The sequence below is a fragment of the Nonomuraea sp. NPDC049695 genome (assembly GCF_040674955.1).
Lineage (GTDB): Bacteria > Actinomycetota > Actinomycetes > Streptosporangiales > Streptosporangiaceae > Nonomuraea > Nonomuraea helvata.
This window is the reverse complement of record NZ_JBFANV010000162.1, coordinates 1-11814: the sequence shown is the minus strand read 5'-3', so window position 1 is coordinate 11814 and position 11814 is coordinate 1. Positions and strand designations below refer to the sequence as shown.

Below are 11814 nucleotides of genomic sequence, written 5' to 3'. Positions count from 1 at the left end.
TCAGGCTGCCCTCAGCTTCACCGACCTGCTGCGACAGGCCGAAGGCGAAGGTCTCCCACCTCCGCTCAAATCACAGCGCCTCACGGCGCACGCCGCTGACTGGACACACCCGCTCGGTGTTGATGATGTTCGTCATGCTTGGCTCTCTCTGTTCGCGGGGTGGGCGAGCAGGCGTAGTCCGACGGCGGTCAGGTCGCCGTGCGTGATCCGGAGCTGCTCGATCTGCTGGAGGGAGGCGAAAAGCCGGGTGGCGGTGTCGTCGTTGAGCTCGTTGGCGAGGTAGCGATGCAGGTAGGGGACGCGTACGAGCTCGTGGATCTCGAAGGCCGCACGGATCGCGTCCACCATGGTGTCGCCTGAGTGCAGGCGGTGCTCGTCGCGGTGCTGGTTCACCCATTTCGCGTGGGGGTCTTTCACAGCGGCGCCGTGCTCCGGCAACGCGGTCAGGCCGGTTCCGGCCAGTACTGCGCCGATGTCGTAGAACCACGACGCGGTGGCGCGATCGGCGCGTTCCCAGGCGAACTCGTCGACGATCAGGATTCCGCCTGGGGCCAGCAGCGCTCGTGCCCGCTCGACTGCTTCCGCCAGCCGGGCGGTGTGGTGCAGTGACAGGGAGAACACGATCGCGTCGAACGCGCGGTCGTTGTAGTCGGCGATGTCGGACTCGATCGCGGCGACGCCGAGGGCGGTCGTTGCGGCGACGGCTTCGGGGTCGATGTCGACTGCGGCCACCGTGTAACCGGCGCGGGCGAGCGCGAGCGCGAGGTGGCCGCGCCCGCAGCCTGCGTCGAGGACGCGCGCCGGGGCGGGCGGCAGCCACTCGGTCAGGAAGGCCAATTGGCTGGCGACGGCGGGTACGGCCTCTCCGGCCGCTGTGCTGGTAGTCGGGGTCACCGGTTCAGGGTGGGCTGGCAGCAGGCATAAGCACAACTGCAGGTTGGTTGGGGCAGCTATACGCTTGGCGCATGTTGGACACGTGGGCGTTGCAGGTGCTCGTCGCGGTTGCCGACCATGGGTCGTTCTCCGGCGCCGCCGAGGCACTCTCGATGACCCAACCCGCGGTCTCCCGTCAGATCGCGGGCTTGGAGAGACGAGTGGGAATGCGGCTGTTCACCCGGGTGCCGCGTGGAGTGCGGCCGACCCCCGCCGGAGAGGTCGCGGTCGACCTGGCGCGCGACAGCCTGGCCCGCCTGCGAACGCTGGAGGCCAGACTGGCGTCCTTTGCCCAGCTGGCGTCGGGCGAGCTGCGGCTGTCCGCCTTCACGAGTGCCAACATCGTGCTCGTGCCCGAGGCGTTGCGCCGTTTCGCCAGCGCCTACCCCGGTGTGTCACTCAGCCTGCTGCAGACGGATCAGGCGGCACTCCTCACAGCGGTGGGGGACGGCCGGATCGATCTCGCACTCGTCACGGACTGGCACCTTAGTACAGACCGTGACACGACTGATGCGAGCGTGCCTCAGCGTGCCGTCGACGGCGTCGAGTTGATCCCCCTGCTCGCCGAGGAGTTGTGGGTCGCACTGCCTGCCGGGCACCGGCTGGCCCGGCAGCGCCGGGTACGCCTGTCGGATCTTGTGGAGGAGACCTGGATCGAAGGCAGCCACCCCGACTGTCTCGGCCCCACCGCACCTCTGTCCGAGGCGCTCGGTGCCGCTCCGCGCATCGGTTTCTGGTGCGACGACTGGAACAGCAAGCAGGCGCTCGTCACGGCGGGCGCGGGCGTGATGCTCGTGCCCACTCTGGCGCACTCGGCCATCCGGCCCGACGTGGTCCTGCGAGCCACCATCCCACCCCTGCCGACCCGCGGCCTGTACGTCGCGGTGGCGGTCCCGCCGTTGCGTGCCCCCGCGGTCGACGCCATGCTCGGGATACTGACCGACCTCCTAGCTCAGCCGAGCTTTCTGACGAGGAGGACCCGCCGGTAGGGAGAACCCACCACTTTACAAGTATGGAAGTGGATTGAGCGTGCCCGTATTCGAGATGCCCTCGGCACACGCCAGGATGATGCGGGCCTGCTCAGCTCGGCGCCGCTCCGGCACTCCCGTCCGACGCACCCACTCGGCACGCTCGTAGTCAGACAGCGTGATCTCCACCGCGGAAGGCCCTGAATACGACACCACAACAGGCTAATACTTAACCTACAAATTTCAGGCGCATGACACTAGCGGCCCCCGGGCTTGGGTGGCCGGGGTGATCTGGTCGGCGTAGGGCCCGGTATGGGTGTCGGCCAGGTTTTCCGATCCGGCCCGCAGGAGGCCGGCCAGGCGGTTAGGACGTGTCTCAAAGGATGTTGAGCCAGTCGTTGATGGCGGCGATGTGGACGGTGGCTTCGTAGCGGACTGCGAGTTTGTCGAATCGGGTGGCGATGCCGCGGTGTCGTTTGAGCCGGTTGATGCCGCACTCGACGGCTGAGCGGGCGCGGTAGTCGACGGGGTCGAAGGCTGGAGGCCGGCCGCCGCGGGCGCCGCGCCGCTGCCGGGCGGCGATCCGGTCAGCAGGCTCTGGGATGGTGCATCGGATCCTGCGTGAGCGTAGGTGCTGCCGTATCGCGCGTGAGGAGTAGGCCTTATCGGCGCGGATGATCTCGGGTCGGGTGCGCGGGCGGCCGGGGCCGAGCCGGGGTACCCGGATCGCGGCCATCACCGCGGGAAACTGCGGTGCGTCGCCGCGCTGCCCGGCGGTGAGCACCAGGGCCAGCAGCCGTTGTCCCTGCTCGCACGCCAGGTGCAGCTTGGTCGACAGCCCGCCCCGGGACCGTCCGAGGGCGTGATCGGTAGGCTCGGGCCGCACCCCACCGGGTGGCTCGGCCTGGAGCTCGCCGTGCCGGGAGGCGCCCGCCGCGTGCTGATGCGATGACCTCGCCGTCGGACCGCGAGCTGCTCAGCTGGAGTCCGGTCAGCAGGCCGAGGAGCGCGCCGACATGAAGCAACTCCAAGCTCAGCGCGACGCTGTGACGATCGCCGTCTGCTAATGACCCCCGTTGCCGACCGGCTGGAGAAGCAGGGGATCACCGAGCGGCGAGCCCATCCGCACGACCGCAGAGCCAAGCGACTCGCCCTGATCGGAATCCTGTCCGAGGACTCGCCGCTGGCCGGCCTGTCCTACAAGGAGCAGAAAACCCTTCAGGACCTGCTAATCAAAGCCGTGCGCTGCCCAGGGGGCCCGGCATTCGAACCGGCTTCGGCCGGGCGAAGGGAGCCTTGAAACGGGAGGACGTGGAGCAGACGGGTCTGCCAGTCTGGTAAGCCGATCATGGAGGAGGCCCTATGTCGGACGGCGATGAAGCGTCGTTTCTCGGAGAGTTCAGTCAGCGGCTGCACAGTGGCGACCTCGGTGTCGTGTGCGATGCGCTGAGCGATTATCAGCAGGCGCAGGCGAACACCAGATGGGGAGTGGACAACCCGTACTGGCCACTGAACAACGAGGTTCTCTTCGTCGCCCGCGACCTCCTGGACCGGTCGTCCACGCTCGACGACGAGAACCGGCATCGGGCGCTCTCCTGGTCGCTCACCATGGTGTGGCACCTCGGTGAAGACGAGGACGCCGACCGGATCGCCGAGATTCTGGAAACCACCTCGGACCCCGGGCTGCGGGAGGAAGGGGTGATGGCCGCGTCCACTGCTCTCGAGGACGCGGAGGAGCCGAACCCTCGGCTCCTGGCGGCCGTGCGCGCGATCGCCCTCGACGAGAGCCTGGACGCGCGGGATCGCGGAGCCGCGATCCATGCCCTGGGCGGTCTCGACATGCCCGAGGTGGAGGCACTGTTCATCCGCCTTACCGCGTCCGGCGACCTCAAGGTCCAGGTCAGCGCCGCCAGGCAGCTGACATCGCCCAAGAAGGTTCGTGTGCACCGCGAGCTGCTCCAGCAGCTCGTCGACTCCTGGCCGGAGGACGCGGGCCCCTTTTCCAGCGACGTTCGTGATGCGCTCGTGGGCTTCCACAGCACGTACTGGAAGGACGCCCACCTGGACGATCCGGCCCTCCGGAACGCTCACGACGAGCTGCGGTTCCCGCTGACCGACGAGACGTGCCTGGAGGCGTTCACCACGCTGCTGCGCAGCGATGACCCGATCGCCGTGGGCATCGCACTCGACCACTACGAATACTGGGAGGGGCTGCGGCACGTCCTGGACGACTCCGACCTGGCGGACGCCTACCTGCCCGAGGTTCTGGAGCGCGCCCGCGAGGTGCTCCGTCGTCCAATCTCACCCGCCGAGGTGAGCGCGCTGAACATGATCGGGGCGCAGCACGCGAAACCGGGTGACGCCGACCTGCTGGTGGACATCCTCGGCCGGACGGATTCCGACACCGTCCGGCATGAGGCCATCTGGATGGCGTACGGGCTCTTCAACGAGGCCGAACCTGCGGACGCCCGGCTCGTCGAGGCGGTGAGCGGTGTGATCTTCGACCTATCCGCCTCCCACGGCACCAAGGAGACGGCGATCCGGATCCTGGCCGACGGGCTCGGCGCGGGCGCCGACGACGTCCTTGTGCGTGCGATCCGCGAGGGGGAGCCGGACGTGCAGGTGCACGCGGTCTCCTACCTGGTGAAGACCGGCGGCCTGGACCGTCACCGTGCGGTCATGGAGGAGCTGGCCGAAAGCTGGGAGGAGCGTCCTCCGGCGCGCTTCTGGGGCCAGAACCCCGTCGACCTGGTCTTCGGGAAGCCGCACAGCGTTCACTGGGAGGGGCATCGGCTGCAGGACCCGGACCTGCGTAGCGCGCACAGAAGGCTGCGCCTCCCCACGGCGGACGACTCGTACCACGACGCCATGCGCACGATGCTCGAAAGCGGCGACGTGGCCGCCGTCGGCATCGCCCTGGACCATTGGTGGGACGCGGAAGGCGCCCTCGCACGAGGTGGCGAAGAGGCCCGGCAACCGGCGAGGGCGCTCGTCCTCACGCTGATCCAGGAGATCCTGCGGCAGCCGCCGTCCCCGCCCGAGCTCAGCCGCGAGTATGGTCCCCGCGCCGCCCACCTCACCGCCCTGTCGGCGCTGAGAATCGCCGCAAAGGACGACCTGCCCGTGCTCGCCGACTCGCTAGAGAGCGCCGACTCGCTTCGCGACCAGGTCCTCGACACCGTGAGAGACGTGCTGTGGTCCGTCGAGCACTCCCACCCCCGGCTCGTCCAGGCCCTTGGGGACATCGTGTGCGACGAAGCCGTCCCGATGAGCGAGCGCAGTCAGGCCTTGTATCTGCTGGGGGAGTTCCGGAGCGACAACTCCGTCGACGTCCTCTTGAGCGCGACCCGCTGCCCCGAGCTGGAGATCCAGGCAGCCGCCGCCCTGGTCCTCGCACGGGACGAGACGTTGGAAGAGCACCGTCCCATGATCCAGGCCCTCGCCGCGAGCTGGCCTGCGGAAGACGTCCCGACCGAAGTCATCGAAGTGCGCGAGCTTCTCGAAGACTCGGACGAAGAGTAGGGCTCCTCGACCCACATACCATCTGACAAATCCGCACGAGGGCCGGAAGAGGGTCGGCGGCGCCGAGGTGACATCGTCGGGCACGACGATGTGGCTGTCAGGTCGGCTCCTGGCACGGCCTGGTGTCACTCAGGTGTCAGCCCCAGTTCACGCAGTTGCGCGGGCCGCAGCGGCCGCCATCCGCTGGTGTCGAGCTTGGCCAGTTCCGCCTCGACGTCGACGTTGATGACGCCGAAGAAGTTGATGTTGTCGCTGTGGCCGGGTGAGATGTGCGAGAGGATCTCGTCGCTCACCCCCTGGCCCTGGGAGCGCAGCTCCAGCACCGCTCTGGAATAATATTCTGTCGTCCAGGCGACCACCGCATTGGTCAGCACGGTCAGGCACCACGCCTGCTCGGTCTGCTGCTCCAGATGCGGCCGGGTGATGGTGCCCTGCTGGACGTAGTGCAGGTCCGGCGCAGCGAGTGCAGGCTCTCGCCTTTGTTCAGTTGCCGGGAGATCTTCCTTCTAAAGGCCGGATCCGACAGATATTTGGCCAGGTGGACTGTCCTGCGCAGCATGCCCCACTCCTTCAGCGCGGCGGCCAGGGTGTTCTGCCGAGAGGCGGCCGACCATTTGCCGACGATCAGCGAAGCGGTGGCCTGGCCGTACTTCAGCGACCCGGCCATCCGCAGCAGGTCCGGCCAGCAGTCGGCGACCAGGTCATCGTTCCAGCGCGCGCCCAGCAGCGGCCCGGCGTGCGGGTAGCGCTTGGCGATCTCGGTCGGGGTGTCGTCACGGGCCAGGGTGACCCGGGTCAGGTCCCGCATCCGCGGCGTGAGGGCTTTGCCGACCAGGTCGAACAGGGCAAAGTTGATGAGCGTGGCGCCGTGCGTATCTGTTGCGTGCTCGGTGATCGGAAGGTCGGTGGCGTTGCCGAGGAAGTCGTCCAGGACGTGGTGCGCCTCCCGCGCCGTCGGCACGATGATCTTCGTGCCGTAGGTCGACCACTGATCTGAGACGTAGGTGTAGGTGGACAGCACCTGACCGCCGTGAATGACCATGTTCCGGCCAGTCAGGGTCTTGCCGCGGACGGGGAAGCGCTGGCCGTCGGAGGAGCTCATGGTGCCGCCGCCGAACACCTTGGCCAGCTCCAGCTGGTAGTGGTGGTCGACGATGACCGTGTTGGCCTCGCGCAGCGTCTCCTCCCGCACGTACCACTCCATCGTCCAGGCCAGAACGTCGTAGGACACCCCACAGGCCTCCGACATCCGGGCCAGGCCGAGGTTCGTGGACATCGCGATGAGCACCGCGAGGATGTTGCGCTTGGTCTCGGTCGAGGTGGTCAGCTTGCGGCCGCCGGCGTGGGTGAAGCAGTCCAGGAAGTGCGTGCGGCGTCCAGCTCGATCAGCAGCGAGGCGATCGGCGAACGGCAGCATCGTGGCCAGCTCGTCTTTGAGCGCCTTGGCCTCGGCGGGTACGTCCTCGGCCGTCAGTGGCGGCACCACCAGGTGCTCGTCCTCATCCAGCGGGACCATGCCGGTGTCGTCGGGCGCGGCGCTGGCCAGTGTCTTCTCCAGCTCCTGCAGGGCGGCGTGCAGTTCTTCCTTGCCCTGCTCCAGCGCCTCGGCCGCGTGCGGCGGCTTGCCCACCAGGCGGCAGTATTCGCCGCGCCGGGGCGCCCACTGCTCGGGCGTGTACAGGTAGGTGGCCGGGTCGGCGTAGCGGCGCGAGCCCGGCACGAAGACGTCCCCGCTGCGCAGCCCGTCCCGCAGGCATAAGATCACGCACAGTTCCCAGAAGGGGCGGTAGGCGGTGTCCTCTCCGGACTCGCGGGCCTTGATCAGATAGTCGGCGTACTTGGTCGGCACGAAGCCGGTCGGCGCCCCCGCGGGCACCTTCCGGCCGCCGAGCCGGTTCATCTCCTTCAAGATGGCCACCGCCTCCATCAGCTCGCCTGTGCCCGGCCCGCCCTGGAAGTCGATCGCGGCCAGCACGTTCGGGGTGAACTGGCGCAGGTAGGTGTAGGAGGACTCCAGCTCCGACAGCCGACCATGGTCCCGGGGCAGCGGCTTCCATGCATCGGAGGTGATCTCCCGCAGCCGCTGCATGCCGATCCGCTCGCGCAGCATCCCGCCCACCTCATCATCGGGGACCGACGGGTCGGCCAGCACGGGCAGAATCACATCCATCAGCAGCTGCCGGGCCTCGCCCTTCTTGGCCCGCTCGACCAGCGCCTCATCCGTCTTGGACTTCGCCCGGACTCCCGCGCCGACACCGCCTGATCGAACAGGGCCACCACCTCATCCAGCTGGTCGACCGCGGCCTGCGCCACGAACGCCAGCAGGATCGGGAACTTGCGCTCCTTGGCCGCTCCAGCCCTTGGTTGGTCGAGCGACGTGCGACCTGGGCCAGGAACCGGCGGCGCTCGTTCGGCAGCACCGACACATCCATCTGGTGCGCGTCGATCGCGCGCAGCCAGGTCAGCTTGTCGATCGCGGTCTTCACCGACGTCGCCGAGGCGTCCCGGGCTGGGCTGACCAGCCACTCCAGCCGGGTCATCCCCAGCCCCGCATCCACGGCCAGCATCCGCTCCAGGTCGGCGCGGACCTCAGCGGTCAGCAGGTGCCCCACCAGCTGAGAGGTCAGATCGGAGGCCGCCTTGCGGGCCGTGCCGACCATCTTGGCCAAGATGAGCACGCCGGGCCGGATCACCTTGGCCGCCATCAGATACTCGCGCGCCAGGTTGAAAAGCAGCGTCGGCGAGTCGTGCTCCATCGCCCGGTCCAGCAGGAACTGCTCCAGCTCCTTCATCGCCTGGCTGCCCGCCGGAGCGGTCTGCCACTCCAGATACTTGGCGACCAGGCCCAGATGGTCCGAGCGGGTCTGCTCGCGCTTGCCGTACAGCCGCAGCGCCGCCGGCGCCACACCCAGCCGCTCCGCGACCCGGGCCACCGCCGCCGGCGGCGCCGAGGCCACATCGTCGGGCACGAAACCCGAGCCACGGCAGCGTACACAGCTGGACCAGCATGCCCAACCGGTCCACCGGGCCCCGCCCGCCGGGACTCACGAACGCCATGTCAGCCGACGTCGGCGTGAAATACCGGATCAACTCATCCGCGCTGATCTCCGGGAACGAACGCAGCTGCTCCAACTGCTCCTCGGAGAACATCTTCTCTGGCAACGCACCACTCCACGTGCCGTACCGGACGAAACCGGAACGAACGTAGCGGCAGTGATCACCAACCCGTCAAACGCAGCCTTTACCGCAGGTCAGGCGGTACTTCGATGGAAATTTCTTCATTGCTACCGGGACCCCAGCCAGGATCGGCGCAGAGTTGAGAGGTCAAGGCGGTGCGGACCCACTCTTCCCACGTGTCCGGTGACCAGTCGCGGTCGCGGACGAAGATCAGGTAGAGCTGCGGGCTGAGCAGGCCGAACAGCAGGTCCGCCGCCATCTCGATGGAGAGGCCGGGGCGGGCGTCGGGCTTGCTGACCAGGGCTTCGGCCGCTGCGTACTGCACGGTGTAACGCGGGTCGGGGCCGTCCGGCCACTGTGCGGCGATCTCAGGGTCGGTGGCCGCGGCAGCCGCGATCAGCGGCATGATCGGGGCGACCCGGCCCAGGATCTCGCGGGTGCCGTGGACGTGCGCGCGCAGTTGCCCGGCTGCGGTGGGCTCGGCGCACGCGGTGCGAAACCACTCACGTTCCATGGTGGCGACCGGCTCGGTGTCCCCGGCGATGGACGTGTCGACGACGTCCTTGAACAGCGTGCGCTTGTTGTGGAAGACGAAGTAGACCGTCTGGACGGCCACGCCCGCCCGGTCCGCGACCTCCTGCAGGCTCGTCGCCCCGTAACCCTGCGCGACGAACAGCTCGCGAGCCGCCTCGACGACCTTCTCACGGGTACGGCGTGAGCGCTCGGCTCTTTTGTCCGGCCGCTTGACTGTGTCCATATTGGGAGTATATCTCTAGAGCACGTCACTAGAGTTCAACTCTCGATTCTTGGAGGAGACGATGGACCAGCCCAACGCCACCCAGCAGCCGGAACCGGACCTGGCCTCAACGCAGCGAGACCCGGAGGAGGAGTCCGTCCACCGCGCGCTGGAGCGCTACTACCGCACCGGCAAGCCACCGTGGGACACCGGCGTCACGCCGCCCGAGCTGGTCGCCCTGGTAGAGGGGCACGGCACGCTGCCGCCCGGACGCGCCCTCGAACTCGGCTGCGGCATGGGGACCAACGCCATCTACCTCGCACGGCACGGCTGGGAGGTGGCGGCCGTCGACCTGATCGACCGCGCCGTCGACCAGGCCAGAAAGAAGGCTGCGGAGGCGGGAGTGGCGGTACGGCTGTTGCACGGAGACGCCACCCGCCTCGACGAGCTGGACGTGCCGGGCCCCTTCGACCTGTTCTTCGACCTGAGCTGCTACTGCGGGATCCCGCTGCACCGCCGCGACGCCTACGCCGCCGGGCTCACCCACCGCGCCGCTCCTGGAGCGCGGTTGCTGATGTTCGGGTACGGCCCCGAGCCGTCCGGCAATCCGGCCCCCGAGGTCGCCTCGTGGGCGGCGGGCGTCACGGCCGACGAGCTCCGCGCCAGGTTCCCCGGATGGGAACTACTCGACGTCACACCGGGGACCAACTCGGTGCCGACCTTCTGGTTCACGCTGCGCCGCGACGCCTAGCAATCTCCGGTCGCGGATTTCTGTAGGTTTGTGGCAAGTTTCACGCCGCCCGAGCAGGTCGAGCTTGGGCGGCGTAATGGTCGACGTGCCGGGTGTTGGCCCTGAGCGCCGCTCGTAGTCCAGGTGGGCGTTTGAGGCTGATCGGTCGCGGTGAGTGCCGACGACTCGCCGGCCGGTCCGCGTGCGGCAGTTGCGGCCGGGACTCTGGCGGCTGAACCCCGATTCACCTGAACGGCGAATCCGTGCTGTTCAACCGGCTCGAACACCCTAGCCAAACACCGCGGTGCCCTCGGGCGCTACGAGAACGTGGAGATCACCATGACAACCGACACCGTGACCCTGCGACCAGTCGGCCGGGTGGTGGGCGGTCGCAGCGAGATGGTCGAAGACGACTGGCACGACGTTCGAGCCGTGATCCGGCTGGACGGTGAGACCTTCACCGCCTCGGCGGTGCTCGGCCTGGAGGGCTTCTCCCACCTGGAGGTCGTCTTCCTCTTCGATCGGATCGACTCAGCCGAGGTACGCACCGATCCCCGTCCCCCACGAGGGAACCCGAGCGCGGCCCCTGTAGGGATCTTCGCTCACCGGGGGCCGTACCGTCCCAACCGTCTCGGTGTCTCCCGCTGCCGACTCCTCGCCGTGGACGGCCTGAACTTGCACGTCGCCGACCTGGACGCGCTGTCAGGCACCCCCATCCTGGATATCAAGCCCTACCTGATTGAGTTCGCCCCCCGCCATCCGGTCACCCAACCGGCCTGGGCCACCGAGCTCATGAGCTCCTACTACTGAGGTTCCGGCCGGCGGGCCCCCGCGTCCATGATCAACCTAGTCGCAGGGCCATGGCCTCTCGAAGACGACACCCATCACCCGTGTCTGCGACCAGGCCGAGCACCTCTGCATCATCCAATAGAGAGAGCTACTGATATGAACGTATTCCTGTGGATACTGCAGGCCATTCTGGCCGCCGCGTTCGGCTTGGTCGGGGTGATGAAGTCCATCCGGCCCAAGGAGGAGCTGCGTCCCGCGATGCCTTGGGTGGAGGACTTCACCGCCACCCAGGTTCGGCTGATCGGCGTGGTCGAACTTCTCGGTGCCGTCGGCCTGATCCTGCCCGCCGTCACCGACATCGCCCCAACCCTCACTCCGCTGGCCGCCACCGGCCTGGCCATCACTATGCTCGGTGCAGCCGCCACCCACGCCCGCCGCAAGGAGTCGTCGGGCATCGCCGTCAACGTGGCCTTGCTCGCGCTGGCCGTTGTCATCGCCTGGGGCCGCTTCGGCCTTTACGCCTTCTGACCTCTGCCGAGTTCTCGAGAGTCCCAGCACAGGTGAGAGAATTCCGTGAGGAACGCTCTGACCGGACCAGCTGAGCGCACCCCCTCAGCGCCTGCTGTCGCCAGGGGCGAGCAGACTGGTGAGCTCCGCGATGGCATCTGGGGAGAGCTTGAAGTAGCGGCTCAGGTTCTCCGGCTTTCTTGTGCCGGGACTTGGCCATCAGCATCAGCAGGCTCGCTCCGGCCTGGCCAAGGTGAGTCAGGGCCGAGTGGCGGAACTCGTGCAGGTCCCAGCCCGCGCCCGGCCCACCGGCCGCAAAGAGCGTTCGTCGCTCAGAGCGGATCACCTGACTGCTGACCCGCTGGCCCCGGCCCGAGGTCGAGCTGTTTGCTCATGTCGAGCTCGAACTTGCCGTACAGGTTCAGATGGGACCAGAACAGCGCCGACAGGGC

9 protein-coding genes and 3 pseudogenes are annotated in these 11814 nt (G+C 68.1%); 6 read left to right on the top strand and 6 right to left on the bottom strand.

Annotation, left to right across the window (positions count from 1 at the left end):
- Positions 1 to 132: 132 nt before the first annotated feature.
- Positions 133 to 894, bottom strand: a complete 762-nt coding sequence (locus AB0J64_RS55440) for a class I SAM-dependent methyltransferase (protein ID WP_364046358.1) — start codon at positions 892 to 894, stop codon at positions 133 to 135.
- A 71-nt stretch (positions 895 to 965) separates the two neighbouring features.
- Between AB0J64_RS55440 and AB0J64_RS55435 the strand changes: the two genes are divergently transcribed.
- Positions 966 to 1922: a LysR family transcriptional regulator gene (locus AB0J64_RS55435; RefSeq protein ID WP_364046356.1), complete on the top strand. Its 957-nt coding sequence runs from the start codon at positions 966 to 968 to the stop codon at positions 1920 to 1922.
- Positions 1923 to 2277: 355 nt separating this feature from the next.
- Here the strand turns inward: AB0J64_RS55435 and AB0J64_RS55430 are convergent.
- Positions 2278 to 2841: pseudogene (locus tag AB0J64_RS55430) on the bottom strand (IS5 family transposase); the annotation flags it as partial.
- A 126-nt stretch (positions 2842 to 2967) separates the two neighbouring features.
- On the opposite strand from AB0J64_RS55430, the gene AB0J64_RS55425 reads away from it, so the two are divergent.
- Together AB0J64_RS55425 and AB0J64_RS55420 are read left to right on the top strand one after the other, a co-directional pair.
- The gene (locus AB0J64_RS55425) at positions 2968 to 3201 is read left to right on the top strand and encodes a hypothetical protein (RefSeq protein WP_364046354.1); all 234 of its coding nucleotides are present in this window, start codon (positions 2968 to 2970) and stop codon (positions 3199 to 3201) included.
- Positions 3202 to 3263: 62 nt separating this feature from the next.
- A complete protein-coding gene (locus AB0J64_RS55420; protein ID WP_364046352.1) occupies positions 3264 to 5423 on the top strand; it encodes a hypothetical protein in 2160 nt (719 codons plus the stop codon).
- Between the two features lie 125 nt (positions 5424 to 5548).
- On the opposite strand, the pseudogene AB0J64_RS55415 reads toward AB0J64_RS55420, so the two are convergent.
- The 4 genes and pseudogenes from AB0J64_RS55415 to AB0J64_RS55400 all read right to left on the bottom strand — a co-directional run bounded on the left by AB0J64_RS55415 (position 5549) and on the right by AB0J64_RS55400 (position 9357).
- Positions 5549 to 6840, bottom strand: a pseudogene (locus AB0J64_RS55415) (transposase).
- A 799-nt stretch (positions 6841 to 7639) separates the two neighbouring features.
- A complete protein-coding gene (locus tag AB0J64_RS55410; protein WP_364046350.1) occupies positions 7640 to 8392 on the bottom strand; it encodes a DUF4158 domain-containing protein in 753 nt (250 codons plus the stop codon).
- A gap of 28 nt (positions 8393 to 8420) precedes the next feature.
- Positions 8421 to 8573, bottom strand: a pseudogene (locus tag AB0J64_RS55405) (DUF4158 domain-containing protein); the annotation flags it as partial.
- Between the two features lie 91 nt (positions 8574 to 8664).
- Complete coding sequence (locus tag AB0J64_RS55400) at positions 8665 to 9357, bottom strand: TetR/AcrR family transcriptional regulator (protein ID WP_364046348.1); 693 nt, start codon at positions 9355 to 9357, stop codon at positions 8665 to 8667.
- Between the two features lie 61 nt (positions 9358 to 9418).
- On the opposite strand from AB0J64_RS55400, the gene AB0J64_RS55395 reads away from it, so the two are divergent.
- From AB0J64_RS55395 to AB0J64_RS55385, 3 genes are all read left to right on the top strand, one after another.
- The gene (locus AB0J64_RS55395) at positions 9419 to 10087 is read left to right on the top strand and encodes a class I SAM-dependent methyltransferase (protein ID WP_364046346.1); all 669 of its coding nucleotides are present in this window, start codon (positions 9419 to 9421) and stop codon (positions 10085 to 10087) included.
- Positions 10088 to 10405: 318 nt separating this feature from the next.
- Positions 10406 to 10876: an SAM-dependent methyltransferase gene (locus AB0J64_RS55390; protein WP_364046344.1), complete on the top strand. Its 471-nt coding sequence runs from the start codon at positions 10406 to 10408 to the stop codon at positions 10874 to 10876.
- A gap of 135 nt (positions 10877 to 11011) precedes the next feature.
- Positions 11012 to 11383: a DoxX family protein gene (locus tag AB0J64_RS55385; protein WP_364046342.1), complete on the top strand. Its 372-nt coding sequence runs from the start codon at positions 11012 to 11014 to the stop codon at positions 11381 to 11383.
- The last annotated feature ends 431 nt before the right edge of the window (positions 11384 to 11814 follow it).

What these genes read in the sequence shown, in the direction of transcription:
- AB0J64_RS55435 (WP_364046356.1), top strand. Translation starts at nt 966, where the DNA reads ATGTTGGACACGTGGGCGTTGCAGGTGCTCGTCGCGGTTGCCGACCAT.
- AB0J64_RS55425 (WP_364046354.1), top strand. Translation starts at nt 2,968, where the DNA reads ATGACCCCCGTTGCCGACCGGCTGGAGAAGCAGGGGATCACCGAGCGG.
- AB0J64_RS55420 (WP_364046352.1), top strand. Translation starts at nt 3,264, where the DNA reads ATGTCGGACGGCGATGAAGCGTCGTTTCTCGGAGAGTTCAGTCAGCGG.
- AB0J64_RS55400 (WP_364046348.1), bottom strand. Translation starts at nt 9,357, where the DNA reads ATGGACACAGTCAAGCGGCCGGACAAAAGAGCCGAGCGCTCACGCCGT.
- AB0J64_RS55395 (WP_364046346.1), top strand. Translation starts at nt 9,419, where the DNA reads ATGGACCAGCCCAACGCCACCCAGCAGCCGGAACCGGACCTGGCCTCA.
- AB0J64_RS55390 (WP_364046344.1), top strand. Translation starts at nt 10,406, where the DNA reads ATGACAACCGACACCGTGACCCTGCGACCAGTCGGCCGGGTGGTGGGC.
- AB0J64_RS55385 (WP_364046342.1), top strand. Translation starts at nt 11,012, where the DNA reads ATGAACGTATTCCTGTGGATACTGCAGGCCATTCTGGCCGCCGCGTTC.